The sequence below is a fragment of the Pseudomonas sp. CAN1 genome (genome assembly GCF_030462585.1).
Taxonomy (GTDB): domain Bacteria; phylum Pseudomonadota; class Gammaproteobacteria; order Pseudomonadales; family Pseudomonadaceae; genus Pseudomonas.
In genome coordinates this window covers 119,757-144,450 of record NZ_JASMRU010000013.1, presented here as the reverse complement: position 1 = coordinate 144,450, position 24,694 = coordinate 119,757, and the positions used below count along the sequence as shown (strand labels likewise).

At 67.5% G+C, this 24,694-nt stretch carries 27 protein-coding genes and 1 riboswitch; of the genes, 10 read left to right on the top strand and 17 right to left on the bottom strand.

From position 1 onward, the window contains the following. Positions 1–29 precede the first annotated feature (29 nt). Genes arsC through QO207_RS18250 form a run of 4 tightly spaced genes read left to right on the top strand, consistent with a single transcriptional unit; the run spans position 30 to position 2,077 of the window. A complete protein-coding gene (gene arsC, locus QO207_RS18265; protein ID WP_301533730.1) occupies positions 30–383 on the top strand; it encodes an arsenate reductase (glutaredoxin) in 354 nt (117 codons plus the stop codon). After that, positions 380–976: an NAD(P)H:quinone oxidoreductase gene (wrbA, locus tag QO207_RS18260; protein ID WP_301533729.1), complete on the top strand. Its 597-nt coding sequence runs from the start codon at positions 380–382 to the stop codon at positions 974–976. Before arsC ends, wrbA begins: the two co-directional genes overlap by 4 nt. Beyond that, positions 977–1,396 carry a DUF2069 domain-containing protein gene (locus tag QO207_RS18255; RefSeq protein WP_301533728.1) on the top strand — a complete coding sequence of 140 codons (420 nt, stop codon included), beginning with the start codon at positions 977–979 and terminating at the stop codon, positions 1,394–1,396. A gap of 3 nt (positions 1,397–1,399) precedes the next feature. After that, a complete protein-coding gene (locus QO207_RS18250; protein ID WP_301533727.1) occupies positions 1,400–2,077 on the top strand; it encodes an alpha/beta fold hydrolase in 678 nt (225 codons plus the stop codon). A gap of 12 nt (positions 2,078–2,089) precedes the next feature. On the opposite strand, the gene hda is transcribed toward QO207_RS18250, so the two are convergent. Continuing rightward, entirely contained in the window at positions 2,090–2,794 is a 705-nt protein-coding gene (gene hda / locus QO207_RS18245) for a DnaA regulatory inactivator Hda (protein WP_024764559.1), read from the bottom strand. Between the two features lie 156 nt (positions 2,795–2,950). Then, a complete protein-coding gene (locus QO207_RS18240; protein ID WP_301533726.1) occupies positions 2,951–3,991 on the bottom strand; it encodes a DUF2066 domain-containing protein in 1,041 nt (346 codons plus the stop codon). A 212-nt stretch (positions 3,992–4,203) separates the two neighbouring features. Here QO207_RS18240 and purM point away from each other — a divergent pair, with 212 nt between their 5' ends. The 3 genes from purM to QO207_RS18225 are packed head-to-tail and all read left to right on the top strand — an operon-like array spanning position 4,204 to position 6,642. After that, positions 4,204–5,265: a phosphoribosylformylglycinamidine cyclo-ligase gene (purM, locus tag QO207_RS18235; protein ID WP_301533725.1), complete on the top strand. Its 1,062-nt coding sequence runs from the start codon at positions 4,204–4,206 to the stop codon at positions 5,263–5,265. Next, positions 5,265–5,915, top strand: a complete 651-nt coding sequence (purN, locus tag QO207_RS18230) for a phosphoribosylglycinamide formyltransferase (protein ID WP_301533724.1) — start codon at positions 5,265–5,267, stop codon at positions 5,913–5,915. The genes purM and purN overlap by 1 nt, the downstream gene beginning before the upstream one ends. A 10-nt stretch (positions 5,916–5,925) precedes the next feature. Further along, complete coding sequence (locus tag QO207_RS18225) at positions 5,926–6,642, top strand: DUF3108 domain-containing protein (RefSeq protein WP_301533723.1); 717 nt, start codon at positions 5,926–5,928, stop codon at positions 6,640–6,642. 251 nt (positions 6,643–6,893) lie between these two features. On the opposite strand, the gene QO207_RS18220 is transcribed toward QO207_RS18225, so the two are convergent. The 5 genes from QO207_RS18220 to QO207_RS18200 form a co-directional block, all read right to left on the bottom strand. Continuing rightward, complete coding sequence (locus QO207_RS18220) at positions 6,894–7,832, bottom strand: DUF2167 domain-containing protein (RefSeq protein ID WP_301533722.1); 939 nt, start codon at positions 7,830–7,832, stop codon at positions 6,894–6,896. 270 nt (positions 7,833–8,102) lie between these two features. Beyond that, on the bottom strand, positions 8,103–8,660 hold the full coding sequence (locus QO207_RS18215) for a glutathione peroxidase (RefSeq protein ID WP_301533721.1): 558 nt from the start codon (positions 8,658–8,660) through the stop codon (positions 8,103–8,105). Positions 8,661–8,708: 48 nt separating this feature from the next. Further along, positions 8,709–8,831, bottom strand: coding sequence for a hypothetical protein (locus QO207_RS18210; RefSeq protein WP_301533745.1), 123 nt, complete (start codon positions 8,829–8,831; stop codon positions 8,709–8,711). Continuing rightward, positions 8,828–10,021 carry an MFS transporter gene (locus tag QO207_RS18205; protein ID WP_301533744.1) on the bottom strand — a complete coding sequence of 398 codons (1,194 nt, stop codon included), beginning with the start codon at positions 10,019–10,021 and terminating at the stop codon, positions 8,828–8,830. The genes QO207_RS18210 and QO207_RS18205 overlap by 4 nt, the downstream gene beginning before the upstream one ends. A 74-nt stretch (positions 10,022–10,095) precedes the next feature. Beyond that, positions 10,096–10,512, bottom strand: coding sequence for a MarR family winged helix-turn-helix transcriptional regulator (locus QO207_RS18200; protein ID WP_301533720.1), 417 nt, complete (start codon positions 10,510–10,512; stop codon positions 10,096–10,098). Positions 10,513–10,720: 208 nt separating this feature from the next. Between QO207_RS18200 and QO207_RS18195 the strand changes: the two genes are divergently transcribed. Next, positions 10,721–12,541 (top strand): acyl-CoA dehydrogenase C-terminal domain-containing protein, encoded by a 1,821-nt coding sequence (locus QO207_RS18195; protein WP_301533719.1) that lies wholly within the window; start codon positions 10,721–10,723, stop codon positions 12,539–12,541. A 263-nt stretch (positions 12,542–12,804) separates the two neighbouring features. On the opposite strand, the gene QO207_RS18190 is transcribed toward QO207_RS18195, so the two are convergent. From QO207_RS18190 to cobO, 10 genes are all read right to left on the bottom strand, one after another. Then, positions 12,805–13,527 (bottom strand): adenosylcobinamide-GDP ribazoletransferase, encoded by a 723-nt coding sequence (locus tag QO207_RS18190; protein ID WP_301533743.1) that lies wholly within the window; start codon positions 13,525–13,527, stop codon positions 12,805–12,807. A gap of 95 nt (positions 13,528–13,622) precedes the next feature. After that, positions 13,623–14,210, bottom strand: coding sequence for an alpha-ribazole phosphatase family protein (gene cobC, locus QO207_RS18185; RefSeq protein ID WP_301533718.1), 588 nt, complete (start codon positions 14,208–14,210; stop codon positions 13,623–13,625). Then, positions 14,207–15,262, bottom strand: a complete 1,056-nt coding sequence (gene cobT / locus QO207_RS18180; protein ID WP_301533717.1) for a nicotinate-nucleotide--dimethylbenzimidazole phosphoribosyltransferase — start codon at positions 15,260–15,262, stop codon at positions 14,207–14,209. Before cobT ends, cobC begins: the two co-directional genes overlap by 4 nt. Continuing rightward, the gene (gene cobU, locus QO207_RS18175; RefSeq protein WP_301533716.1) at positions 15,259–15,780 is read right to left on the bottom strand and encodes a bifunctional adenosylcobinamide kinase/adenosylcobinamide-phosphate guanylyltransferase; all 522 of its coding nucleotides are present in this window, start codon (positions 15,778–15,780) and stop codon (positions 15,259–15,261) included. The genes cobT and cobU overlap by 4 nt, the downstream gene beginning before the upstream one ends. Positions 15,781–15,986: 206 nt before the next feature. Continuing rightward, complete coding sequence (locus QO207_RS18170; protein WP_301533742.1) at positions 15,987–17,426, bottom strand: cobyric acid synthase; 1,440 nt, start codon at positions 17,424–17,426, stop codon at positions 15,987–15,989. A gap of 8 nt (positions 17,427–17,434) precedes the next feature. Further along, on the bottom strand, positions 17,435–18,436 hold the full coding sequence (cobD, locus tag QO207_RS18165) for a threonine-phosphate decarboxylase CobD (protein ID WP_301533715.1): 1,002 nt from the start codon (positions 18,434–18,436) through the stop codon (positions 17,435–17,437). Then, complete coding sequence (gene cbiB / locus QO207_RS18160) at positions 18,436–19,365, bottom strand: adenosylcobinamide-phosphate synthase CbiB (protein WP_301533714.1); 930 nt, start codon at positions 19,363–19,365, stop codon at positions 18,436–18,438. Before cbiB ends, cobD begins: the two co-directional genes overlap by 1 nt. Continuing rightward, on the bottom strand, positions 19,362–20,012 hold the full coding sequence (gene bluB, locus QO207_RS18155; protein ID WP_301533713.1) for a 5,6-dimethylbenzimidazole synthase: 651 nt from the start codon (positions 20,010–20,012) through the stop codon (positions 19,362–19,364). Before bluB ends, cbiB begins: the two co-directional genes overlap by 4 nt. Then, complete coding sequence (locus tag QO207_RS18150) at positions 20,009–21,301, bottom strand: cobyrinate a,c-diamide synthase (RefSeq protein ID WP_301533712.1); 1,293 nt, start codon at positions 21,299–21,301, stop codon at positions 20,009–20,011. The genes bluB and QO207_RS18150 overlap by 4 nt, the downstream gene beginning before the upstream one ends. A gap of 226 nt (positions 21,302–21,527) precedes the next feature. Further along, on the bottom strand, positions 21,528–22,139 hold the full coding sequence (cobO, locus tag QO207_RS18145) for a cob(I)yrinic acid a,c-diamide adenosyltransferase (protein WP_301533711.1): 612 nt from the start codon (positions 22,137–22,139) through the stop codon (positions 21,528–21,530). Positions 22,140–22,408: 269 nt separating this feature from the next. Beyond that, positions 22,409–22,635: riboswitch (cobalamin riboswitch) on the bottom strand. A 131-nt stretch (positions 22,636–22,766) separates the two neighbouring features. Here cobO and QO207_RS18140 point away from each other — a divergent pair. Together QO207_RS18140 and QO207_RS18135 are read left to right on the top strand one after the other, a co-directional pair. Next, positions 22,767–23,912 (top strand): MlaE family lipid ABC transporter permease subunit, encoded by a 1,146-nt coding sequence (locus tag QO207_RS18140; RefSeq protein ID WP_301533710.1) that lies wholly within the window; start codon positions 22,767–22,769, stop codon positions 23,910–23,912. After that, on the top strand, positions 23,909–24,694 hold the full coding sequence (locus tag QO207_RS18135; RefSeq protein ID WP_301533709.1) for an ABC transporter ATP-binding protein: 786 nt from the start codon (positions 23,909–23,911) through the stop codon (positions 24,692–24,694). Before QO207_RS18140 ends, QO207_RS18135 begins: the two co-directional genes overlap by 4 nt.

The window sequence follows — 24,694 nt, the reverse complement described above, 5'->3', positions numbered from 1 at the left end:
CACTTCATCGGCCTTGCGAGTCCCGGCACATGAGTCAGATTTCACTTTTCCACAATCCGCGCTGCTCGAAATCCCGCGGCGCCCTCGAATTGCTCGAGGAGCGCGGCATCCAGCCCCAGATCATCCGCTACCTGGAAACCCCGCCCAGCGCCGCCGAACTCAAGGCGCTGCTCGGCAAGCTGGGTATCAGCGCGCGCCAGTTGCTGCGTACCGGCGAAGACGAATACAAGGCACTCGACCTGGCCAACCCGGCACTGGGTGATGAGCAACTGATCCAGGCCATGGCCCAGCACCCCAAGCTGATCGAGCGACCGATCCTGGTGGTCGGCGACAAGGCAGTGATCGGCCGTCCGCCGGAGAAGGTGCTGGAGATCCTGCCTTGAGCGCACCCTACGTTCTGGTCCTCTACTACAGCCGCCACGGCGCCACCGCCGAGATGGCCCGGCAGATCGCCCGCGGCGTCGAGCAGGGCGGGCTGGAAGCGCGCGTGCGCACGGTGCCGGCGATTTCCACCGAGTGCGAAGCCGTCGCCCCGGACATCCCGGCCGAGGGCGCGCTCTACGCCACTCTGGACGATCTGAAGGACTGCTCCGGCCTCGTCCTCGGCAGCCCGACCCGCTTCGGCAACATGGCCGCGCCGCTCAAGTACTTCCTCGACGGCACCAGCAGCCTGTGGCTGACCGGCGGCCTGGTCGGCAAGCCGGCGGCGGTGTTTACCTCCACTGCCAGCCTGCACGGCGGCCAGGAGACCACCCAGCTGTCGATGATGCTGCCGCTGCTGCACCACGGCATGCTCATCACCGGCATCCCCTACAGCGAGCCGGCGCTGCTGGAAACCCGCGGCGGCGGTACGCCCTATGGCGCCAGCCACTTCGCCACGGCCGACGGCAAGCGCAGCCTCGACGAACACGAAATTACCCTGTGCCGCGCGCTCGGAAAGCGCTTGGCCGAAGTCGCCCGCAAACTGGAGAGCTGAATGGCCCGCAAGAACAAACCGCTGCCGTCCATGGAATGGCTCAAACCCCGGCTGGCCGCCAGCCGCGCGGTCGCCCTCGGCAGCTTCATCGGGCTGATCCTGCTGATCCTGATCTGGGACCTGCTGTTCGCCGACGCCCATGGTGGCGCGCGCTGGGTGCCGTGGGTGTTCCTCGGCTTCAAGCTGCTGCCGCTGCTGGTGGTCGCGCCGGGCATCCTGATCGGCAGCGCCCGTGGCCACGCCTGGGCCTGCTACGTGATCAACCTGTACTTCATCCTCGGCGTGCTCAATGCCTTCGATCCCAACCACGCCATCTTCGGCTGGGCGGAGATCATCCTCAGCGTCTCGCTGTTCTGCTCGGCGCTGATGTACACGCGCTGGCGCTTCCAGTACGACCGCAAGCTGGCTGGCGAGAGCTGATCGGTGCGGTTGCTGCTCCTGCCGGGCCTCAACGGCAGCAACCGCCTCTTCGCCCCACTGCTGGCCCGCCTCCCGGGCAGCCTGCCCATCGAGTGTCTCGAACTACCCAGCCTGGGAGCGCAGGACTACTCAAGCCTGGCAGACGCGCTACTCCCCCAGTTGGGCAGCGCTCCGTTCGTCCTGCTGGGCGAGTCATTTTCCGGACCGTTGGCCAGAACGCTTGCACAACGCTCCCCAGCCGGGCTGCGCGGTGTGATCTTCGCTGCGACCTTCGCCAGTCGGCCAAACCCACTGCTGGGCCTGCTCAAGCGGCTGCCGCTACCGCCACCATCATTTCTCGCCCACCCCAGCCTGATTCGGCAGTTCTGCGTAGGACGAGATGCGCCAGATGCGCTGGTGGGGTTGATCGCCGACGAAATCAGGCGCATGCCAGCCACGCTGGTTCAGTCGCGTCTGAAAGTGCTGGCCGAGCTACGCGCCCCCACAAAGCCACTGCTGACTCCATGCCTTTGCCTGATCCCGTCGAGTGATCGACTGGTGAACCGCAGCGCTCGCGCGGGTGTCACCAGCCGTTGCGAAAACACACAAGTGACGGACATCGCCGGCCCGCATTTTCTTCTGCAAAGCCGACCAGTATCGTGTGCAACCGCTATCACGGCGTTTCTCGATGAACTGAGTTGAACCGAGCCGGGCTTACCAGCCCATGGTTTCCTTGAGGAAGGGAATGGTCAGCTTGCGCTGGGCCTGCAGCGAGGCCTTGTCCAGCTCGTCCAGCAGGTCGAAGAGGAACTGCATGCTGCGCGCGCCGCGGGTGAGGATGAAGCGCCCCACTTCGTCGGTCAGGTGCAGGCCACGGCGCGAAGCGCGCAGCTGCAGGGCGCGGAGCTTCTCGTCGTCGGTCAGCGGGTGCAGCTGGAAGATCAGCGAGAGGGTCAGGCGGGATTTCAGGTCCGGCAGCTTCACCCCCAGCTCGCGCGGCGATACCGAGGCCGACAGCAGCAGCTTGCGGCCGGAGTCGCGCAGGCGGTTGAACAGGTGGAACAACGCCTCCTCCCACTCGCGCTTGCCGGCCAGGGCATCAAGGTCGTCCAGGCACACCAGCTCGCGCTGTTCGAGGTTGTCGAAGATTTCCGGGCCGTAGGCCACCAGGTCGGCCATCGGCAGGTAGACCGACGGCTCGCCGAGCTGCTCGGAACGGATGCACGCGGCCTGCAGCAGATGGCTGCGGCCGACGCCTTCGGCGCCCCAGAGATAGATCAGGCTTTCCGTCCACCCCGCCTCGGGCTCGCACAGACGCTCGACATAGCCGAGCGCCGCGGCGTTGGCACCGGGGTAGTAGTTGGCGAACGTTGCGTCATCGCGCAGGCGTACGCTGAGTGGGAGCTGCATAGGAGTCATGCCGGGCCGGGCGTTTCTTCAATCGCTTGGGGTGGGCCTTGGTGACTGAAAGTTTATCCAAATCAGAAGGATAACGCAGCTACCACGTGCGACTCAGAGCCACCGGGGCCTGGAAGCGGGCGTTTGCCCGCAACCCGGCCGGTCGGGAGTCACTGATTACCAGTGGAAGCGCAGGGTGTTCTGCCTGGGTACGGCGGCGTTGGGCACCGGCTGGCCATTGGCATCGACCGCCGGCTGGGCAGGCTCGGCCGGGGCTTCCTGCAGACGGGCGAGAGCCAGTTGCGCACGCAGTTGTTCGGGGCTGGCGGTCACGCGGTAGAGCAGGTTGCCGCCCTGGACTTCCACCAGCTTGGCGCCCATCGGCTCCAGCAGGCGCGAAACCTCGGCGTAGCGAGCCAGGTCAGCGCCCTCGATTTGCAGGACCTGGGCCGACGCCGCGCCGGACGAACCGACGAAGCGCTGCGATAGGCGCTGCGACACACCCAGCATCACGGCATCGGCCAGCGCGTCAGGGTTGTCGCCCTGAGCCTGGCCCTGTTCGCGGCTGTCGCCCATCCACACGCGCCAGGTGGCGGTCCACTTGCCATCGGCTTCCTTGGCGTCCACTGCCAGCAGGGCGTCGGCGCCGTAGCGCTCAGAGGCGGATTTCAGTGCGTCGGGCTGGGCGGCGTTGAGGTTCTCGGCAGTGCCGACCTGCTGTTCGCTCAGATCAGCGATCGGCAGGCGCAGCGGCAGGCCGCGGCGCTGGGCGGCGCGGTTCAGTGGAGCGGAGGCTTCCTGGCTGTCGCCCACCAGGCTGCTGCCGTTGGCGCCTTCGTTCAGCCACCAGGCCAGCACGCTCGGGCGGCTGGCGCCCCAGACCGGCAGGCCGGCCTGGCGCAGGGCGTTGTCGGTGGCGGTCGGGTCGAAGTCGACCACAAGCGCCATGGGCGGGCCGTTTTCGTAGCCGTACTGGCTGATCAGCTGTTGCGGGTCCTTGTAGTAACCGGCCAGGGCCGGGTTCTGCGCGGCGCCGGCGTTGCCGGTCAGGCGCAGCACCAGGGTCTGCAGGGCGCGGGTCAGGCCGGCGTTGCGTTCATCCGGCTGCTGGGAAGCGACCGGTTCGTGCACCTGGTACAGGTTGCCCAGCGTTTCAGCAAAGGACGGCAGGCTGAACAGCGACAGGCAGAGGATCAACAGGCGGGCGGTCAGGCGCATGGCGGGCTCTCGCGGCAAAAACGAAGATGCCAGCATGCAGCGAGCTGGCAAGGAAGGCCTATACCTTAAACAGCCGTCCGGCCAGCGGCAACAGCGCGAGATGGCCGCTGCCGGGCAAGCCTGATAAAATCCCGCGCCTCCCGCGCAGGCCGGGAAGCGCGAATGGCGCACCCGGCGGCAAGACGAATCATCCCTTCTATAGGCCTGGATTTATGAGCAGCAAGCAACCCTCGTTGAGCTACAAGGACGCCGGTGTGGACATCGACGCCGGCGAAGCCCTGGTCGAACGCATCAAAGGCGTCGCCAAGCGCACCGCGCGTCCGGAAGTCATGGGCGGCCTGGGTGGCTTTGGCGCTCTTTGCGAAATCCCGGCCGGTTACAAGCAGCCCGTACTGGTCTCCGGTACCGATGGCGTCGGCACCAAGCTGCGCCTGGCGCTGAACCTGAACAAGCACGACAGCATCGGCCAGGACCTGGTCGCCATGTGCGTCAACGACCTGGTCGTGTGCGGCGCCGAGCCGCTGTTCTTCCTCGACTACTACGCCACCGGCAAGCTCAATGTCGACGTGGCTGCCACCGTGGTTACCGGCATCGGCGCCGGCTGTGAGCTGGCTGGTTGCTCCCTGGTCGGTGGTGAGACCGCCGAGATGCCGGGCATGTACGAAGGCGAAGACTACGACCTGGCCGGCTTCTGCGTCGGCGTGGTGGAGAAGTCCGAGATCATCGACGGCTCGAAAGTGGTCGCTGGCGACGCCCTGATCGCCCTGCCCTCCTCCGGCCCGCACTCCAACGGCTACTCGCTGATCCGCAAGATCATCGAAGTCTCCGGCGCCGACATCGAATCCACCCAGCTGGACGGCAAGCCCCTGGCCGACCTGCTGATGGCGCCGACGCGCATCTACGTGAAGCCGCTGCTGCAACTGATCAAGCAGACCGGCGCGGTCAAGGCCATGGCCCACATCACCGGCGGCGGCCTGCTGGACAACATCCCACGCGTCCTCCCGGACAACGCCCAGGCCGTGGTCGACGTGGCCAGCTGGCAGCGCCCGGCGGTGTTCGACTGGCTGCAGGAAAAAGGCAACGTCGACGAGACCGAGATGCACCGCGTGCTGAACTGCGGCGTGGGCATGGTCATCTGCGTCGCCCAGGATCAGGTCGAGGCTTCCCTGCAAGCCCTGCGTGACGCCGGCGAACAGCCGTGGGTCATCGGCAGCATCGATGCTTGCGCCGCCGACGCCGAGCGCGTGGTCCTGAACAACCTGAAAGGCCACTGATGTCCAAATCTTGCAATGTCGTGGTGCTGATTTCCGGCTCCGGCAGCAACCTGCAAGCCCTGATCGACAGTCTCGCCGGCGCTGACACGCCGGCGGTGATCCGCGCGGTGATTTCCAACCGCGCGGACGCCTACGGCCTGGAGCGTGCGCGCCAGGCCGGCATCGAGACCTGCTTCCTCGACCACAAGTCCTACGCTGACCGCGAAAGCTTCGACGCCGCGCTGATCCAGGCCATCGACAGCTTTGATGCAGACCTGGTGCTGCTCGCCGGCTTCATGCGCATCCTCAGCGCCGACTTCGTGCGCCACTACCAGGGCCGCCTGCTGAACATCCACCCGTCCCTGCTGCCCAAGTACAAGGGCCTGCACACCCACCAGCGCGCGCTGGAGGCTGGCGACGCCGCGCACGGCTGCAGTGTGCACTTCGTCACCGAGGAACTTGACGGTGGTCCTCTGGTCGTACAGGCGGCAATCCCGGTAGAGTCTGACGACACGCCGGAAACGCTGGCGCAGCGCGTTCACGTGCAGGAACATGTGATCTATCCGCTGGCCATGCGCTGGTTCGCCGAAGGCCGAGTGAGGCTGAGCGAACAAGGCGCCACGCTGGATGGGGAGCTTCTGCCCGCATCCGGCCATTCGTTCCGAACCTAGGAGATTCGTGATGCGTAGAGCCCTGCTGTTCCTGATGGCTGTACTGACCTTGCCGGCCCAGGCTTTCGACCTGAAGCCGTTCGAGGCCAGCTACACCGCCGACTGGAAACAGATGCCGATCAGCGGGACCGCCTCCCGCAGCCTCAAGCAAGGCGACGGCGGCCGCTGGGAACTGGATTTCAAGGCGTCCATGCTGCTCGCCAGCCTGACCGAAACCAGTACCTTCAAGGTCGAGAACGACACCTACCTGCCGCTGACCTACCGCTGGGCCCGCGAAGGACTGGGCAAGAACAAGCAGACCGAGCTCGATTTCGACTGGGCCGAGAAGCAGGTGCTGGGCAGCGACCGTGGCGACCAGGTGCGCCAGCCGCTGAACAAGGGCCAGCTGGACAAATCGACCTACCAGCTCGCGCTGCAGCATGACGTGGCCGTCGGCAAGAAGGCCATGAGTTACCAGGTGATCGAGGGTACCGATACCGATACCTACGACTTCCGTGTGCTCGGCGAGGAGAAGGTCCGCACCCAGGCCGGCCTGATCACCGCCATCAAGGTGGAGCGCGTGCGCGACCCCACCAAGAGCAATCGCAAGACCATCCTCTGGTTCGCCAAGGATTGGGACTTCCTCCTCGTGCGCCTGTATCAGCAGGAGTCCGACGGCAAGGAATACCAGATCATGCTCAAGGACGGCACCGTGGGCGGCAAGACCGTCCAGGGCGAGAAGGGCTGATCCTTCAGCACCAAAGAAAGAGCCGGGCGATTGCCCGGCTTTTTCATTTCTGCACCACTCGTGGCGTAGGACCTGTAGGAGCGAGGGGGACGCCYAGTCCTTGCTCGCGAACCGCCCAACGCCGATATCGCCGGGTGACTCTGTTCGCGAGCAAGCTCGCTCCTACGAAGAGCCGTATGCCGCGGTGAGCGGCCGATAAAAAAGCCGGGCAATGCCCGGCTTATCCTCGCCTGATGAATCAGGCCGGCGCATCAGCCCTCGTTCGACGGCTTGCGCTTGAAGCGGCGGGCGATCCAGCCGAAGGCCAGGGCCGGTACGATCCACAGCTTCTTCAGCAAGATCAGCAGGGTGGCGAACAGACCCGCTTTGGCCGCGACCTTGCCGGCGATCAGCGCGCCCAGGCCATAGGCGGCGACCTTGTCCATGCTCGGGTTGAAGTCGACGTAGCGGCTGCCCGGATTGAACTCGGTCATCGCCAGCACCTTGCCGACGTTCTGCTCGATCTCCGGCAACTGCTCCATGCCGGCGACGAAGTTCAGCACCAGCACGCCTTTGCGGCCCAGCACGCGGATGTTGTAGTTCAGCGTGTGTTCCTTGGCGTCGCCGAACTGCAGCTCCTTGGCCCAGTACAGCTTCTTCTCGGCAGCATCGTAGTGCGGCGGCGCGGCCCAGCCGATCAGCTGGATCGACTCGAAGCCCTGCTGCTCGCGCTGCGGGTTGGCCTCCTTGAGATCGTCCTGCATGTCCTTGAGCATCTCGGCGTAGTCGATCTTCGCCGCGTCCTCGTCGGATACGTAGCCGCTCTCCTCGTACTGCACGGTCACCGCCCAGGAGGCGGCTTCGAAAGGCGAGACGCCCGCCGGCATCAGCATGCCCAGCGGCGGCTCGGAGCTGGGCGGGTTGCCCCAGGCTTCCAGCACGCGCTCGGCGTCCTTGCCATCGAGGAAGACGAAGTTGTCCGGCAGCTCGAAGGTGGCGAGGTTGTCGCCGACCACCACCTTGCCCTTCTGGAAATGCAGGCTGGCGACGAAGGTCTCCGGCGACATCTCCTCTTCCGACTCGGCGGCAGCAGCGGGCGCAGCGGCAGCCGCGGGGGCTTCGCTCTGGTTGGAAGTAGCGGGCGCGGCGAACGCCGGGGCAGCGACGGCCTGGGCAAGCAGGGCGATGAGGAAGAGGGCTTTGCCATCCATAGAAGTGAATCTCCTGAATCGAATCCATGACATCGGCGGCCACCAGGTGTGGCTGCCGGGCATGAATTGTCGCATTCTCACCGATGCTGTGTAACAGGAAATTTCCGCGCGGGCCGATGTGGCGCACAAAAACCGAACGAATCTGCGGGCTTGAAAGGAGCTGTAGGAGCGAGCTTGCTCGCGAACAGTTCTACCAGCGGCTTCGCGGTGAAGCGGTTCGCGAGCAAGGTCTGGGCGTCCCCCTCGGTCCTACGAAAGAACAGCGGAGGATCAGGGCTGGCTGGCGATGGCCTTCTCGATGGCCGCCTTCAGCTCGGGGTCATCCGGCTTGGTCAGGCTGGAGAACTCGGCCACCACCTTGCCCTGGCGATCCACCACGTACTTGAAGAAGTTCCAGCGCGGCGCCTGGTCGGCCTGGGTGGCGAGGTCCTTGAACAGCGGGATCGCTTCGTCGCCGCGCACGTGCTGCACCGAGGTCATGTTGAAGGTCACGCCGTAGTTGCCGTAGCAGATCTTCGCGGTCTCGGCGGCGTCGGCGTCTTCCTGCTTGAAGTCGTCGGAGGGCACACCGAGCACTTCCAGGCCCTGTCCCTTGTACTGCTGGTAGATCGCCTCGAGCCCCTTGAACTGCGGGGTGAAGCCACAATGGCTGGCGGTGTTCACCACCACCAGCGGCTTGCCGGCATACAGCTCGCAAAGATCGAGAACGTCCTTGGAGCGCAGCTTGGGCAGTTCGCCCTGGGTCTTGAGCAGCGCCGGGCAATCGGCGGCCTGCGCAGCCAGCGGCAGCAGCAGGGTCAGGGCGAGCAGGGAAAGGCGTGGGCGCATCGTGGGAATCCTCTGGTGATCAGGCCAACCTACCCCGCCCGCGGGGCATCAGCAACTGCCCATACCCAGTTGCATCAGCGCCAGGCCGCCGCGCTGCCAGCCCCACCAGGCGAGGCCGGCCAGCGCCAGACACAGGCCCAGCACCAGCGCGATGACCAGCGGACGCTTCACGCTGCCCCCATCGCGGCGCGCTCGACAGGGCGCTCGCGCACCGGCCAGTTGAGCAGGCCGGCGAGCAGGCTGAGAAGGATCGCGAGCTGCCAGACCAGGTCGTAGTTGCCGGTGTGGTCATACACATAGCCGCCCAGCCAGCCGCCGAGGAAGGCGCCGATCTGGTGGAACAGGAAGGTGATGCCGCCGAGCATCGACAGGTTGCGCACGCCGAACAGGGTGGCGACCGTACCGTTGGTGAGCGGCACGGTGGACAGCCACAGCAGGCCCATGGCAATGCCGAAGGCGTAGGCCGTCCAGATGCTCAGCGGCGCCCAGATGAAGGCGACGATCACCACCGCGCGCAGCAGGTAGAGGCCGGTCAGCAGCCTAGGCTTGCTCATCCGCCCGCCGAGCCAGCCGGCGAAGTAGGTGCCGAACACGTTGAACAACCCCACCAGCGCAAGCACCGTGGTGCCGACAGTGGCGGGGAGGTGGCGGTCCACCAGGTAGGCCGGCAGGTGCACGCCGATGAACACCACCTGGAAGCCGCAGACGAAGAAGCCCAGCGACAGCAACCAGAAACCGGAATGCCCGGCCGCCTCGCGCAGCGCCTCGCCGAGGGTCTGTTCATGGCCCTGCATGGGCAGCGGCTTGTCGCGCATCAGCGCCGCCAGCGGCACGATGAAGGCGACCAGCACGCCCAGCGCCAGCAAGGCGGCGGACCAGCCCAGCCAGCCGATCAGCCCGAGGGTGCCCGGCAGCATGGCGAACTGGCCGAAGGAGCCGGCCGCCGCCGAAATGCCCATGGCCATGCTGCGGCGCTCCAGCGGAACCGCGCGGCCGACCGCGCCGAGGATCACCGAGAACGAAGTGCCGGAGAGACCGATGCCAATCAGCAGGCCGGCGCTCATCGACAGGCTGAAGGCCGAATCCGAGTAGCCCATCAGCACCAGGCCGACGGCGTAGAGAATGCCGCCCACCAGCACGGTGCGCATCGCGCCGAAGCGGTCGGCGATGGCTCCGGTGAATGGCTGGGCGATGCCCCAGATCAGGTTCTGCAGGGCGATGGCGAAGGCGAAGGTCTCCCGTCCCCAGCCGAATTCGGCGCTCATCGGCGCAAGGAACAGGCCGAAGCCATGGCGGATGCCCAGGGACAGGGCGAGGATCAGGGCGCCGGATAGCAGTATCCAGAACCCTGTGCGCGACAGCTTCGACATCGGTTGCTCCTACACGGGTATATACCCGCTTTTAATCGTTATTCCAGATAGCACGCGGGCCGCCGCTAGCTCTCCAGCGCGGCCAGTTCATCCAGCAGGGCTTCGAGCTGGCGACGCTTTTCATCACCCAGGTGCGCCGCCACATCCTCCTGCGCCGCGTCCCAGGCATCACGACCACGGACAATGCGCTCCAGGCCAGTGGGCGTCAGCGCAACGATGCGGTTGCGCAGGTCATCGCCCTCCTCCAGCCTCACCAGCCCTTCGGCCTCCAGCGGCTTGAGGTTGCGCCCCAGGGTGCTGCGGTCCAGGCCCATGGCCTCGGCGAGATCGGAGATGCTCGGCTGCTCCAGCCGCGACAGATGCCGCAGCAGGGAGAATTGCGCAGTGGTCAGCCCGACGTCCTTGAGGGCATCGTCATAGACGCGGGTCACGGCGCGGGCCGAGCGGCGCAGTTTGGTGCACAGGCATTGGGTGGTCAGCATGGATACGTGTATATACCCGCAACTCTCGCTCGGTCAATGGCCGGCGCGACCGACCGTCTCTTCTGATCGATTGCCCCATCTGGCCGATTGTCCCAAATGCCGATGCTTGCCGTTGGCTCAGCCAAGGGCACCACCGCGGCCCAGCCGTATAACTGCGGCCGTCCAGCCCCGCGCTTTCGACGGGGCGCATCACGGTCCGAGGTCCCCGATGCCCGTCTACAAAGCTCCGCTGCGCGACACCCGCTTCCTGCTCAACGAAGTCTTCGACTTCCCCAGCCACTACCAGAATCTGGTCAACGGCGGCGAAGCCACGCCGGACATGGTCGACGCCATCCTCGGCGAATGCGCGAAGCTCTGCGAGGAAGTGATCGCCCCGCTCTACCACAGCGGCGACGAGGAAGGCTGCCACCTGGAGAACGGCGAAGTGCGCACGCCCGCGGGCTTCAAGGAGGCCTACGACGCCTACGTCGCTGGCGGCTGGCAGGGCCTGTCGCACCCGGTGGAATACGGCGGCCAGGGCCTGCCGATGAGCCTGGGCGCGCTCAAGCAGGAAATGCTCGGCACCGCCAACTGGCCGTTCTCCATGTACCCGGGGCTGTCGCTGGGCGCGATGAACACTGTGATGCAGCACGGCACCGAGGAACAGAAACAGACCTACCTCACCCCGCTCACCGAAGGCCGCTGGGGCGGCACCATGTGCCTGACCGAGCCGCAGTGCGGCACCGACCTGGGCCAGGTGAAGACCCGCGCGGAAACCAACGCCGACGGCAGCTACGCCATCACCGGCACGAAGATCTTCATTTCCTCCGGCGAGCACGACCTCACCGAGAACATCGTCCACATCGTCCTCGCCCGCCTGCCGGATGCGCCCAAGGGCACGCGCGGCATCTCGCTGTTCATCGTGCCTAAATTCCTCGCTGGCGAAGCTGGCGCCCTCGGCCCGCGCAACGGAGTCACCTGTGGCGCGCTGGAAAAGAAGATGGGCATCAAGGCCTCGGCCACCTGCGTGATGAACTTCGACGGCGCCACCGGCTATCTGATCGGCGAGCCGAACAAGGGCCTGGAGTGCATGTTCACCTTCATGAACAGCGCGCGCATCGGCACCGCCATCCAGGGCGTGGCCACCGCGGAGCTGGCGTACCAGGGCGCGCTCGCCTATGCCCGTGAGCGCCGCTCGATGCGCGCCCTCTCCGGCACCAAGGAGCCGGGCGAGATCGCCGACAGCCTGATGCACCATGGCGACGTGCGCCGCATGCTGCTGACCCAGAAGGCCGTGGCCGAGGGCGGCCGCGCGCTGATCTACCTGGCCACGCAGTACGCCGACAAGATGATCCAGGGCCTGCTGACCAACGACAACGCCGAGTACGACCGCTGGGACGACAAGCTCGGCTTCCTCACCCCGATCCTCAAGGGCTGCCTGACCGAGCTGGGCCTGGAGAGCGCCAACCTCGGCATGCAGGTGTTCGGCGGCCACGGCTACATCAAGGAACACGGCATGGAGCAGATCGTCCGCGACGCACGGATCGCCACGCTCTACGAGGGCACCACCGGCATCCAGGCGCTGGACCTGCTCGGCCGCAAGGTGCTACTGATGACCCAGGGCAAGGCCGTGCGTGACTTCACCCGGCAGGTAGCGAAGTTCGCCGTCGAACTGCTCAAGCAGGAACCCGCCATGCGCGGCCGCGCGCTCACCCTGCTCAAGCTCTGCGCACAGTGGAACCTGCTGACGATGCGCATCGCCCTCACCGCCCGCAAGCAGCGCGACCTGGTGAGCACCGCCAGCCACGACTACCTGATGTTCTCCGGCTACGCCGCGCTGGCCTACTCCTGGGCACTGCAGGAAGCCGCCGCGCGCAAGCGCCTGCGCCAGGGCGGCAGCGAGTCGAGCGACTTCTACAAGGCGAAGATCGCCACCAGCGACTTCTACTTCGCCCGCCTGCTGCCGCGCGCCAAGGGGCATGCGGCGGCGATGGCGAAGCCGGTACGGTCGATCATGGGGCTGAAGACGGAGCATTTCGCCTTCGATTGACTCGGGCGCATCCGCAGCTCTTGTGTAGGAGCGAGCTTGCTCGCGAACAATCTCGCCGGACACGCAGGGGTTATGCGGTTCGCGAGCAAGCTCGCTCCTACAGCGGTGCTCCGGCGGCGCAGGGTATCGAGAACGTAGGATGGGTGGAGCTTGCGATACCCATGCTGTCGGTGCATGGGCATTGATGGGTATCGCTACGCTCCACGCCATCCTACAAAAGCGTCAAAGTCAGGCCTCGTCTGCCGGCAGGCATCGCCTCCGGATCAGAGCGCCAGCGCCACCAGGACGGCGCACTCGATCATCTCCAGCATCGCTCCGGCAGTATCCCCGGTGGTGCCGCCCAGGCGGGCGATGAAGCGGCTGCGCAGCCAGACGAACACCACCAGCGCAACCACCAGCGCCAGCGTGCCGGTAAGGCCCACCAGCACCATAAGTGCGGCGTTGGCTGCCAGCATCCATGGCATGGCGCCGCGCGGCAGATGATCGGCCAGCGCCTGGCCCAGCCCGCCCTTGCGCGCATAGTCGGTGGTGAAAAACAGCAGCGGCAGCGCGCAGCGCCCCAGCCACGGCGCCAGCAGCAACCCCCAGTGCTGGTGATTGCCGAGAATCGCCGTGATCGCCGCGAACTTCAGCAGCAGCAACAGCACCAGCGCGACCACCGCCGCCGGGCCGCAGCGCGGGTCCTTCATGATCGCCAGGGTCCGCTCGCGGTCGCCCAGCCCGCCGATCCAGGCGTCGGCGGTATCGGCCAGGCCGTCCAGATGCAGGGCTCCGGTGAAGGCCACCCACACCAGCAGGATCAGCGCCGCCTGCAACAGCAGATGCACGCCGCTGAGCAACTCGCCCATGGCGAACAGCACAGCGCCGATCAGCAGGCCTACCAGCGGGTAGTACAAGGTGGCGCGGCCGAACTGCTCCGGCGTCGGCATATGCCCCAGGCGCACCGGCAGGCGGGTGAGGAACTGCAGCGCCACCAGCGGCAGCAGCCAGTTACTCAGGTGAGCGACGTGCGCGTCCGCCCCGGCCTGCTCGGGGGCCTCTTGCTCGCGTTCCGGATGCGGGTTCGTCATCAGGGCTCGACTCAGGGTTGCGCCTTGTGGATGCGCCAGCCGTCACCCTCGCGGGTCACGTCCAGCGCCATGCATTCGCCGTGGGCCACCACCACTTCCAGCAGGCGTTTCGCCGGCAGGCCGCTGGCCAGGGCGCCCAGCAGGCGCATCACCCCACCGTGGGTGACGACCAGCACGGATGCTCCGGCATGGGTCTGGTAGAGGCGTTCCAGCGCCGCGAAGACGCGGATTTCGAAATCGCCCATGGCCTCGCCGCCGGGGGGCGGGAAGGCGTACGGGTCGTTCCAGAAGCGCTCCAGCGCAGCGGCGTCGGTCTCCATCAGCGTAGCTGGCGAAAGGCCTTCCCACTGGCCGAAATCCAGTTCCTTGAGGCCCGGCTCGAAGCCCAGTGGCAGGCCATGGCGCGCCGCCAGTTCTTCGGCGAAAGCCGCACAACGCTGCAGGGGCGAGCTGACCAGCGCCGACCAGCGACACTCATCCCCCAGCGCGCCGCGCATCTGCGCCCAGCCGGTTTCAGTCAGCGCATCGTCCAGGCTGCCGCGAAAGCCACCGCCGCGCTCGGTCTCGCCATGGCGCAGCAGTTCCAGGCGCAGCGTCATGCCGGGCGGTCCGATACCGCGGCCTCGGCGAAGGTCGCCATGCCGCTGTGCAAGCGGCACGCCTGGCGCAGCAATGGCACTGCCAGCGCCGCGCCGCTGCCTTCGCCCAGGCGCAGGCCAAGGTCAAGCAGCGGCTGTGCGTCGAGCGCGGCCAGCACTCGGTTGTGCCCCGGCTCGGCGCCGGCGTGGGCGAACAGCAGCCAGTCGCGGCAACCGGGATTCAGGTGCGTGGCACACAGCGCGGCCGTGGTGCAGATGAAACCGTCGACCAAGGCCGGAATGCCCTTCTGCGCACAGGCGAGATAGGCGCCCACCAGCGCAGCGATCTCGAAGCCGCCAAGGCGACAGAGCGCCTCGAACGGCTCGTCGCAATGGGCACGGTGCAGCGCCAGCGCGCGGTCGATCACCTCGACCTTGCGTGCAACGCCCTGCGGGTCCAGCCCGGTGCCGGGGCCGACCAGTGCCTGCGCCGGTTCGTCCAGCAGCGCACAGGCCAGCGCCGCCGCCGAGCTGGTGTTGCCGATGCCCATCTCACCGCCGATGAACAGCTCCGCGCCGCCCTGCAATGCCCGGCGCACGGACTCGCGGCCGGACTCCAGGGCGATCAGGCACTGGGCGGCGGTCATCGCCGGCTCCCTGGTGAAGTTCGCAGTACCGGCACCGACCATCACGTGCAGCACACCCGGCAGCGGCTCCAGCGGCGTGGCGGTGCCCAGGTCGATCACCTCCAGGCGCGCATCGAGGTCGCGGGCCAGCACGCTGATCGCCGCGCCGCCGCGCACGAAGTTGCGCAGCATCTCGACGGTCACCGCCTGCGGATAGGCCGACACGCCCTCGGCGACCACGCCGTGATCACCGGCGAACAGGGCGATCCAGATGTGCTCCAGGCCTGGCCGCTCGCGGCCCTGCAGGCCGGCCAGGCGGATGGTTTCCTCCTCCAGCCGGCCCAGCGCGCCGCGCGGCTTGGTCAACTGGTCCTGGCGTGCGGCGGCCTTGTCCTGCGCCACGCGGTCAATCGGCTGGGTGCCTTGCAGCCACCATTGCAGACTCATAACGCTTCCCCCTTCAACACCATGGGCAGGCCGGCGACGGTGAACACCACGCGCTCGCTGACCTCGGCCAGGGACTGGTGCAGCCAGCCGGCCTCGTCGACATATCGGCGGCTGAGCTCGCCCATCGGCACCACGCCCAGCCCGGTTTCGTTGCTGACCAGAATGATGCGCCCGGGCAGTTGCGGCAGCGTTTCCAGCAGCGCGTCGATCTCGCCTCGCAGGCGCCAGCCGTCTTCGTGAAGCAGCAGGTTGGTGACCCACAGGGTCAGGCAGTCCACCAGCACGCACTGCTGCGGCGCTGCCAGGCGCTCCAGCGCATCGGCCAGGGCCAGCGGTTCTTCCACCAGGCCCCAGTGCTCGGGGCGGCGCTCGCGGTGCTGGAGGATGCGCGTGGACATCTCTCCGTCGCCGGCCTGGGCCGTGGCGACGTAGGTGACCGGCAGGCCGCTTTCCAGCGCCAGCCGCTCGGCCAGGCGGCTCTTGCCCGAGCGGGCGCCGCCGAGGATCAGTTCAAGCATGGGTTCCCCACCTGTAGGAGCGAGCTTGCTCGCGAACAAACCTTTCCGGATACGCTGGCGTTGTGCGGTTCGCGAGCAAGCTCGCTCCTACGAAAAGCCAGCGCCCACGAAGGGGTTTCAAACGTAGGGCGCATAACGCCCCCCGGCGTTATCCGCCGAAATCCCGTCAGGAAGAAACGGCGGATAACCGCGAACGGTTATCCGCCCTACAGTCCGCACAGTGCTCTCAGTTTTTCCGTATTCAGATGCGCCTCGACCTGATCGGCCAGGCGCTCGATGTCGCGCTCACGCAAGGCGTGGTAATCGATGCTCTGCACCTCGCGCAGCCCGGCCCAGCGCAGCAGCGCCGAGCTGGAAGCGCTGGACTCGAACAGCCCGTGCAGATAGGTCCCCATCACCTGGCCGTCGGCACTCAGCGCTCCATCGCTGCGGCCGTCGCTCAGGTGCACGGCCGGGTTCGCCAGGGCCGGGCCTTCGGTGACGCCGGCATGAATCTCGTAGCCACTCACCGGGGCGTCTTCCAGCGCCAGTTGGCCGCTGACATTGCGCAGCTGCTTCTCCGGCTCCAGCACGGTACGGAAGTCCAGCAGGCCGAGGCCGTCGCTCTCCCCCGCCGCGCCTTCCAGGCCGTGCGGGTCGGACAATGTGCGGCCGAGCATCTGCAAGCCGCCGCAGATACCGAGCAGCTTGCCGCCGTAGCGCAGGTGCCGGCGGATCGCCTCCTCCCAGCCCTGGGCGCGGAGGAAGGTCAGGTCCGGCCGCACGCTCTTGGAGCCGGACAGGATGATCAGGTCCGCCGGCGGGATCGGCTGGCCAGGACCGACGAAGGTCAGCTCCACCTGCGGGTGCAGGCGCAGCGGGTCGAAGTCGGTGTGGTTGCTGATGCGCGGCAGCACCGGCACCACCACGCGCAGGCGCTCGCCAGTCTTGGCGGCCTGGCGGGTGTCGATGGCGTCCTCGGCTTCCAGGTGGAAGTCCATCAGGTACGGCAGCACGCCGAGCACCGGCACGCCAGTGCGCTCCTCCAGCCAGTCGAGGCCGTTCTGCAGCAGCGCGATATCGCCGCGGAAGCGGTTGATGACGAAGCCTTTCACCCGTGCCCGCTCGCTCTCGCTGAGCAGCTCCAGGGTGCCGACCAGATGGGCAAATACGCCGCCGCGGTCGATATCGGCAATCAGGATCACCGGGCAGTCCACCGCCTCGGCGAAGCCCATGTTGGCAATGTCATTGGCGCGCAGGTTGATCTCCGCCGGCGACCCCGCGCCCTCTACCATCACCACCGGGTATTGCGCGCTGAGGCGCTGGTGGGATTCGAGTACCGCCTGCATCGCCACGCGTTTGTAGTCGTGGTAGGCCACGGCGTTCATGCTGGTGACCGCGCGGCCGTGGATGATCACCTGGGCGCCGGTATCGCTGTTGGGCTTGAGCAGCACCGGATTCATGTCGGTGTGCGGCGCCAGGTGGCAGGCCTGCGCCTGCACTGCCTGGGCGCGGCCGATTTCGCCACCGTCGGCAGTCACCGCGCTGTTCAGCGCCATGTTCTGTGGTTTGAACGGCACCACCGCCACGCCCTGGCGAATCAGCCAGCGGCACAGCGCGGTCACCAGGGTGCTCTTGCCGGCATCCGAAGTGGTGCCTTGCACCATCAGCGTGCTCACCGCAGGCTCTCCATCTGGTTGAAGGTGCGCAGGCCCTGCTCCAGGCGTTCCCAGCCCTTCTCGTCCGGCGGCAGACCGAAGCGCAGGCTGGCAGGCGTCTCGAACAGGCGCACGAGGATGCCCTGGCGCGCCAGGTGATCACGCAGCGCGTGGGCGCGCATCGACACCACCCACTGGAACAGCGCCGTGCCGCCCTGCGGAGCAAAGCCCTGCTCGCCGAGCAGCCCGGCCAGGCGTCGGCTGGCTTCGTGCAGGTCACGGCGGCGCTGGATCTGTTCCTGGAACTCGCCCAGCACCGTCTGCGCGACCCAGCGCGTCGGGCCGTTCACCGCCCAGGGACCGAGCAGCTTCGCCAGGCTTTCCAGCAGCCGCGGCTCGGCGAAGGCGAAGCCCAGGCGCGCACCGGCCAGACCGAAGAATTTACCCACCGAGCGCAGCACGATCAGCCCCGGCCGGCTGGCGCAGCTGGCCACCAGGCTGTGCTCGGGCGTGCAGTCCATGAAGGCTTCGTCCACCACCAGCCAGCCGCCGCGTTCCTGCAGGCGCGCGTGCCACTCCAGCAGCACACCGGCCTCGATGCGCCGGCCGGTGGGGTTGTTCGGGTTGACCACCACCAGCACGTCGAAGCGCTCCAGGTGATGAGGCACTTCCTGGTCGCTGACTTCGCGCAGGATGTGCCCGGCGGCGCGCCAGGATTCGGCGTGCTCGGCATAACAGGGCGAGATCACACCGACCTTGCCCGGCCGGCGCAGGCGCGGCAGCAGCTGGATCGCCGCCTGGCTGCCGGGCAGCGGCAGCAGCTTCTCGGCGCCGTAGTAGCGGCGCGCGGCGGCTTCCAGGCCGTCACTGTCTTCGGGCAGGCGCATCCAGGCCGCCGCCGGCACATTGGGCAGCGCCCAGGGCCAGGGCGAAATGCCGGTGGACAGGTCGAGCCACTCGGAGAGCGGGATTCCGTACTGCTGCGCCGCTTTGCGCAACCGGCCGCCGTGTTCGAGCATCAGAGCACTCCCAGGATAAGGATGACCGCCAGCCACAGCAGCACGCCCTGGCGCACCAGGGCCAGCGCACGCCAGATATCCGTGGCGGTCGGCGCCGGGCCTTCGCCCAGCTGCGGGCGTTCGTGGAGTTCGCCGTGGTAGCGGGCGGAACCACCGAGGGACACACCCAGCGCGCCCGCGCCGGTGGCCATCACCGGGCCGGCGTTGGGGCTGTCCCACTTCGGCGCCTGTGAGCGCCAGCAGCGCAAGGCAAGCCGGGTGTGGCCGAGCAACGCGTAGGTGAAGGCCACCAGCCGCGCCGGAATATAGTTGAGCACATCATCGATCTTCGCCGCGGCCCAGCCGAAGCGTTCGAAGCGTGCGTTGCGGTAGCCCCACATGGCATCGAGGGTATTGCTCAGGCGATAGAGCACCACGCCCGGCGCGCCGGCGATGGCGAACCAGAACAGCGCGGCGTAGACCGCATCGCTACCGTTCTCCAGCACCGATTCGGTGGTGGCGCGAGCCACGGCGGTTTCGTCCAGTTCGGCGGTTTCGCGGCTGACCATGTAGCCCACGCGCAGACGCGCTTCGTTCAGGTCACCAGCGCGCAGGGCCAGCGCCACCGGTTCAGCGTGTTCGCCCAGGCTGCGCAGGCCCAGCGCGGCGTAGAGAACCAGCGCCTGCACGGCCCAGCCGACGTAGGGCAGCAGGCTGAGCAGGAGCGCGATCAGGGTCAACGGGATGACGGCGATGATCCAGGCAGTGACGCCGTGGCTGCGCCAGCCGAGGCCGGGGGTGTCCTTGCCGGCGTCGGCGCGCGAACGGTTGAAACGCCGCTCCAGCCGATCCGCCAGGCGCCCGAAGGCCACCAGCGGATGCCAGCGTTTCGGCTCGCCCAGCAGGGCATCCAGCGCGACACCGAGGACGCTCAGCAGGGCCAGGCTCATGGCTGCTCTCCCCAGTGGTTTTCGTACAGCAGCTCGCCGAGCGCGCGCGGTTGCCGCCAGCCTTCCAGGGCCAGCATCGGCGCCGGGTAGAACTCGCTGACCGGGCCGAGGCAGATCACCGCCACGGCTTCGGCTCCCACCGGCAGGCCGAGCAGCTCGCCCAGCGCGGCAGGGTCGAACAGCGATACCCAGCCCATGCCCAGGCCTTCGGCGCGCGAGGCCAGCCAGAGGTTCTGGATGGCGCAGGACAGCGAGGCCAGGTCCATGTTCGGCAACGTACGGCGACCGAAGACGTGTGCCTCGCGGCCATCCATCAGCGCGGCCACCAGCACCTCGGCGCAGTCGAGCACGCCCTCGACCTTGAGCCGCATGAACTCGTCGGAACGCTCGCCCAGTGCCTCGGCGGTGCGCACGCGCTCCTCTTCCACCAGCCCATGGATCGACTCACGCAACACCGGCGAGGTGACGCGAATGAATCGCCACGGCTGCATCAAGCCGACGCTGGGCGCCTGGTGCGCTGCTTCGAGCAGACGCGCCAGCAGTTCCGGCGCCACCTCGCCGCCACTGAAGTGGCGCATGTCGCGGCGCTCGGCGATGGCGCGGTAGAGCGCGGCGCGCTCTGCAAAGCTGTAGGCGTGTTCGCTCATGGTCTCAGCAGGGCTGCGGCGGCGTCTGGGTCGGACGGCAGGTAGAAGTGGATGTAGGAAGCGGTCAGCCGGCCGCGGCGGAACACCGCTTCGGCCACCGGCTTGTCGTTGGGGCAGACGCCACGGGCGAGCGGCTCCTCGCTGCTGTCCAGCAACGAGTGGTGGAAGGTGTGGCCGCGCAGTGTGCCTTCGGGCAGCGTCACCGCCTGCAGCGCCAGCGCAGCCAGCCGCTTCTGCATGCGCGCCTCGCCCGGCAGCAGGCCAAGCAGTTCTGCACGCTCGCCGGCCACGTCGGTCAGCGCATCGAGCAGATAGAGCATGCCGCCGCACTCGGCGAGGATCGGCTTGCCCATCTCGTGGTGCGCGTGGATGGCCTGGGCCATGGCGCGGTTGCCGCCCAGGGCCTGCAGGTGCAGCTCCGGGTAGCCGCCGGGCAGGTAGAGGCTGTCCACTTCCGGCAGCGACTCATCACGCAGCGGTGAGAAGAACACCAGCTCGGCGCCCAGCTCGCGCAGCAAATCGAGATTGGCCTGGTAGAGGAAGGCGAAGGCGTTGTCCCGCGCCACGCCGATGCGCACGCCATCCAGGCGCGAAGTCTCGCGGCGCGATTCGGGCGCGGCAAAGCTCACCGGCAGCGGCAGTTCGGTACTGGCGCTGGCCGCCAGGGCATCGGCGGCGACGTCCAGGCGAGCGTCGAGGTCGGCCAGTTCGTCGGCCTGCACCAGGCCGAGGTGGCGACTGGGCAACTCCACGGCGGTGTCGCGCGGCAGCGCGCCATACCAGCGAATCCACTCCGGCAGGCTGTCACGCACCAGGTCGCGGTGGCGCTGGCTGCCGATGCGGTTGGCGAGCACGCCGGAGAACGGCAGGTCGCTCTGGTAGGTCGCCATGCCAACGGCCATCGCGCCGAAGGTCTGCGCCATGGACTGGCCGTTGATCACCGCCATCACCGGCACGCCGAAGCGCCGTGCCAGGTCGGCCGCCGAAGGCGAGCCGTCGAACAGGCCCATCACCCCCTCGATGAGGATCAAGTCGGCCGCGCCGGCCGCTTCCCAGAGCAGGCGACGGCTCTCTTCTTCGCCGACCATCCACAGGTCCAGCTGGTAGACCGGCGCATTACTGGCGCGGGCGAGGATCATCGGATCGAGAAAATCCGGGCCGCACTTGAACACCCGCACCCTGCGCCCGAGGCGCGTGTGCAGGCGCGCCAGGGCGGCGGTCACGGTGGTCTTGCCCTGGCCGGAAGCCGGGGCAGCGATCAGCAGTGCAGGGCATTGGCGCGAGGTCATCGGGCGTGCTCCCAATGCTGGGCAAAGAGCACCCTCACCCCAGCCCTCTCCCGGAGGGAGAGGGAGCAGTCAGACGCCCCATGCAACGCTGGCGCGGATTGATCAGCCAGCACGCAGCCAAGTCGCCCGCCAACGATGCCGGCCGGCGAGCGCCGATGTATCAGCGCACGCCGAGCGGCCCCCTCTCCCCCTGGGAGAGGGCTGGGGTGAGGGCAAGCCACGACCATCAGAACTCCACCCCTTTCTGCGCCTTGATACCGGCCTTGAAGGCATGCTTCACCAGGCCCATCTCGGTGACGGTGTCGGCGGCTTCGAGCATCGCCGGCTGCGCACCGCGGCCGGTGGCGACCACATGCTGCATCGGCGGGCGCGCGGCGATATCGGCCAGCACGGTGTCCAGTTCCAGATAGCCGTGCTTGAGGGCGATGTTCACCTCGTCCAGCACCACCAGGCCGACCTCGGGGTCGGCCAGCAACTGGCGCGCCACGTCCCAGGCGAATTGCGCCTTGGCGATGTCGCGCTGGCGGTCCTGGGTTTCCCAGGTGAAGCCTTCGCCCATCACGTGGAAGCTGACTTCCTCGGGGAAGCGGCGGAAGAACGCCTCCTCGCCGGTGGTCGCGGCGCCCTTGATGAACTGCACCACGCCCACCTTCATGCCGTGGCCCAACGCGCGGGCGACCATGCCAAAGGCCGAGCTGCTCTTGCCCTTGCCGTTGCCGCTGTTGACCAGGAACACGCCGCGCTCGCCCTGGGCCTGGGCGATCTTCTCGTCGACCACCGCCTTCTTGCGCTGCATGCGCGAGCGATGGCGCTCGTCCTTTTCCGGGGATTCAGTCATGGGAAATTGCTCCTGAAAGGGATTGCACAGGCGTCAGGCTGCCGGCCGGGCGGCAGCGAACCAGGGAATGGACAGGCAGGGTCGAACCGCCGGCGTGCTGAAACGCCATGCGGCAAAGGCCGCCCAGCGCTGTGGCTGTCGACCTGGGGAATAGGGATTTCACCTGAAGGATTCTCCGCCGCTCTCACCCGCGCGGCACTAGCCAGTCGGGGCAGGCGGAGGACGGCAACGCGCGGCGCAGGCGGCCGGCGTCGGCAGCGCCTCCCGCGATGCCATGCGATGCAGCAGGCCGGTCTCCGGGCTTGCGAGTGGAAACGCCTGGCGTTTCCGATCCAACCGCGCCTTCCCATGCCGATGGCACAGTGGCGAATTGCGGTTCGAAGCTCGCTTACCGTTGCGGGGGCAGCGCCGGAATGGTCGATTGCGCATCGACGTCACCGGCTTCCCTGTTTCACTCGCGGCATGCGCCGAGAGCACCTGAAGCAGGCGCGCAGCTTAGTGGCTGGCGGGCTGGGGCGTCAATTGAACAGGATGTCGCCATTGTCCTCAGCAAAGTCATGCAGAGCGTCTGAAAAGCGCTACACAAGCACACTGGTCGTGCGGACGAACTTCGCTAGAATGCGACTCATGACGACGACCGCCCAGCCCGGCCAGCTTCAGCTCGACACTTCCGCCAGCCCACCGCTGATGCGCGTCAGCGGTGACTGGACGCTTGCGCACTTCGCCACCCTGGAAACCCAGGTAGCCGCCCAGCGCAGTGCCGAATCCCCCGCCGCCCTCGACTTCGCCGGCCTCGGCGCACTGGATACCGCCGGCGCCGCGCTGCTCGCCGAGATCATCGGCGGCGCGCGCATGAGCCAACTGGACCAGTTCGCCCGCAACCTGCCCGCCGAACGCCAGGCGCTGCTGCGTGCCGTGGGCAACGCCATCACCCAGTGCCGGCTGGACGAAAAGGCGCCGCAACCCGGCAACGCACTGGTGGATGTGCTCGAACGCATCGGCATCGCCACCCTGACCTTCCGCGACCACCTGATCGGCGTGCTCGGCTTCATCGGCCTGACCCTGCAGACCCTGGCGCGCAATCTGCTGCGCCCGCGGCGCTGGCGCCTGACCTCGCTGGCCGCGCACATGGAGGAAACCGGGCTGGACGCCGTGCCCATCGTCGCCCTGCTCACCTTCATGGTCGGCGCGGTCGTGGCCTTCCTCGGCGCCACGGTGCTACAGAAGTTCGGCGCGCAGATCTACACGGTCGACCTGGTGGGCTTCTCCTTCCTGCGCGAATTCGGTGTGCTGCTCACCGCCATCCTGCTCGCCGGCCGCACCGCCAGCGCCTTCACCGCACAGATCGGCTCGATGAAGGCCAACCAGGAGATCGACGCCATCCAGGCCCAGGGCCTGGACCCCATGGAGCTGCTGGTGCTACCGCGCGTCCTGGCCCTGCTGCTGACCCTGCCGATGCTGACCTTCCTGGCGATGATCTCCGGCATCTTCGGCGGCGGCGTGGTCTGCGCCCTGAGCCTGGACATCTCGCCACGCATGTTCCTCTACATGCTGCAGAACGACATCGCCGTGCAGCACTTCCTGGTCGGCATCGTCAAAGCCCCGGTGTTCGCCTTCATCATCGCCGTGATCGGTTGCCTGGAGGGCTTTCGCGTCAGCGGCAGCGCGCAGTCGGTGGGCGAGCACACCACTTCCAGCGTGGTCCAGTCGATCTTCGTGGTGATCCTGCTGGATGCAATGTTCGCGCTGTTCTTCATGGAGATGGGCTGGTGAGCGAACCGATCATCGTCGTCCGCGACCTGGCCAACCGCTTCGGCACCCACGCCGTGCACGAACACCTCGACCTCGACGTGATGAAGGGCGAGATCCTCGGCGTGGTCGGTGGCTCGGGCACCGGCAAGTCGGTGTTGCTGCGCAGCATCATCGGCCTGCGCCAGCCCAGCGAAGGCAGCGTCCACGTGTTCGGGCAGAACCTGCCGGCGCTGCCGACGCTGGAACGCTCGAAGCTGGAAAGGCGCTTCGGCGTGCTGTTCCAGAACGGCGCGCTGTTCTCCTCGCTGACCGTGAGCGAGAACATCTGCCTGCCGCTGATCGAGCACGCCAGGCTGTCCCGCGCCGACGCGCAGTTCATGGCCAAGGTGAAGATATCCCTCGCCGGCCTGCCGCCCGATGCCGGCGACAAGTACCCGGCCGAACTCTCCGGCGGCATGGTCAAGCGTGCCGCCCTGGCCCGCGCCCTGGCCCTGGACCCGGACATCCTGTTCCTCGACGAACCCACCGCCGGCCTCGACCCCATTGGTGCGGCGGCCTTCGACCAACTCATCCTGACCCTGCGCGATGCCTTCGGCCTCACCGTGTTCCTGGTCACCCACGACCTCGACACCCTCTACACCATCTGTGACCGCGTCGCCGTGCTCTCGCAGAAACGTGTGCTGGTGGTAGGCCCGCTGGACCAGGTCGCCCGGACCGACGACACCTGGGTGCAGGAATACTTCCACGGCCCGCGCGGCCGTGCCGCGCTGCAGGCCACCGAACACCTGCGGGAGGAAAGCTGA

Bases quoted from the DNA above. Each gene is read 5' to 3' on its own strand.
- purN (WP_301533724.1), top strand. From the start codon at position 5,265: ATGTCCAAATCTTGCAATGTCGTGGTGCTGATTTCCGGCTCCGGCAGC.
- QO207_RS18255 (WP_301533728.1), top strand. From the start codon at position 977: ATGGCCCGCAAGAACAAACCGCTGCCGTCCATGGAATGGCTCAAACCC.
- QO207_RS18240 (WP_301533726.1), bottom strand. From the start codon at position 3,991: ATGCGCCTGACCGCCCGCCTGTTGATCCTCTGCCTGTCGCTGTTCAGC.
- QO207_RS18225 (WP_301533723.1), top strand. From the start codon at position 5,926: ATGCGTAGAGCCCTGCTGTTCCTGATGGCTGTACTGACCTTGCCGGCC.
- bluB (WP_301533713.1), bottom strand. From the start codon at position 20,012: ATGAGCGAACACGCCTACAGCTTTGCAGAGCGCGCCGCGCTCTACCGC.
- cobU (WP_301533716.1), bottom strand. From the start codon at position 15,780: ATGCTTGAACTGATCCTCGGCGGCGCCCGCTCGGGCAAGAGCCGCCTG.
- hda (WP_024764559.1), bottom strand. From the start codon at position 2,794: ATGACTCCTATGCAGCTCCCACTCAGCGTACGCCTGCGCGATGACGCA.
- cobD (WP_301533715.1), bottom strand. From the start codon at position 18,436: ATGCTCGAACACGGCGGCCGGTTGCGCAAAGCGGCGCAGCAGTACGGA.
- cobO (WP_301533711.1), bottom strand. From the start codon at position 22,139: ATGACTGAATCCCCGGAAAAGGACGAGCGCCATCGCTCGCGCATGCAG.
- QO207_RS18200 (WP_301533720.1), bottom strand. From the start codon at position 10,512: ATGCTGACCACCCAATGCCTGTGCACCAAACTGCGCCGCTCGGCCCGC.
- cbiB (WP_301533714.1), bottom strand. From the start codon at position 19,365: ATGAGCCTGGCCCTGCTGAGCGTCCTCGGTGTCGCGCTGGATGCCCTG.
- QO207_RS18195 (WP_301533719.1), top strand. From the start codon at position 10,721: ATGCCCGTCTACAAAGCTCCGCTGCGCGACACCCGCTTCCTGCTCAAC.
- QO207_RS18170 (WP_301533742.1), bottom strand. From the start codon at position 17,426: ATGGTGCAAGGCACCACTTCGGATGCCGGCAAGAGCACCCTGGTGACC.
- cobT (WP_301533717.1), bottom strand. From the start codon at position 15,262: ATGAGTCTGCAATGGTGGCTGCAAGGCACCCAGCCGATTGACCGCGTG.
- QO207_RS18150 (WP_301533712.1), bottom strand. From the start codon at position 21,301: ATGACCTCGCGCCAATGCCCTGCACTGCTGATCGCTGCCCCGGCTTCC.
- QO207_RS18215 (WP_301533721.1), bottom strand. From the start codon at position 8,660: ATGCGCCCACGCCTTTCCCTGCTCGCCCTGACCCTGCTGCTGCCGCTG.
- QO207_RS18220 (WP_301533722.1), bottom strand. From the start codon at position 7,832: ATGGATGGCAAAGCCCTCTTCCTCATCGCCCTGCTTGCCCAGGCCGTC.
- arsC (WP_301533730.1), top strand. From the start codon at position 30: ATGAGTCAGATTTCACTTTTCCACAATCCGCGCTGCTCGAAATCCCGC.
- cobC (WP_301533718.1), bottom strand. From the start codon at position 14,210: ATGACGCTGCGCCTGGAACTGCTGCGCCATGGCGAGACCGAGCGCGGC.
- QO207_RS18140 (WP_301533710.1), top strand. From the start codon at position 22,767: ATGACGACGACCGCCCAGCCCGGCCAGCTTCAGCTCGACACTTCCGCC.
- purM (WP_301533725.1), top strand. From the start codon at position 4,204: ATGAGCAGCAAGCAACCCTCGTTGAGCTACAAGGACGCCGGTGTGGAC.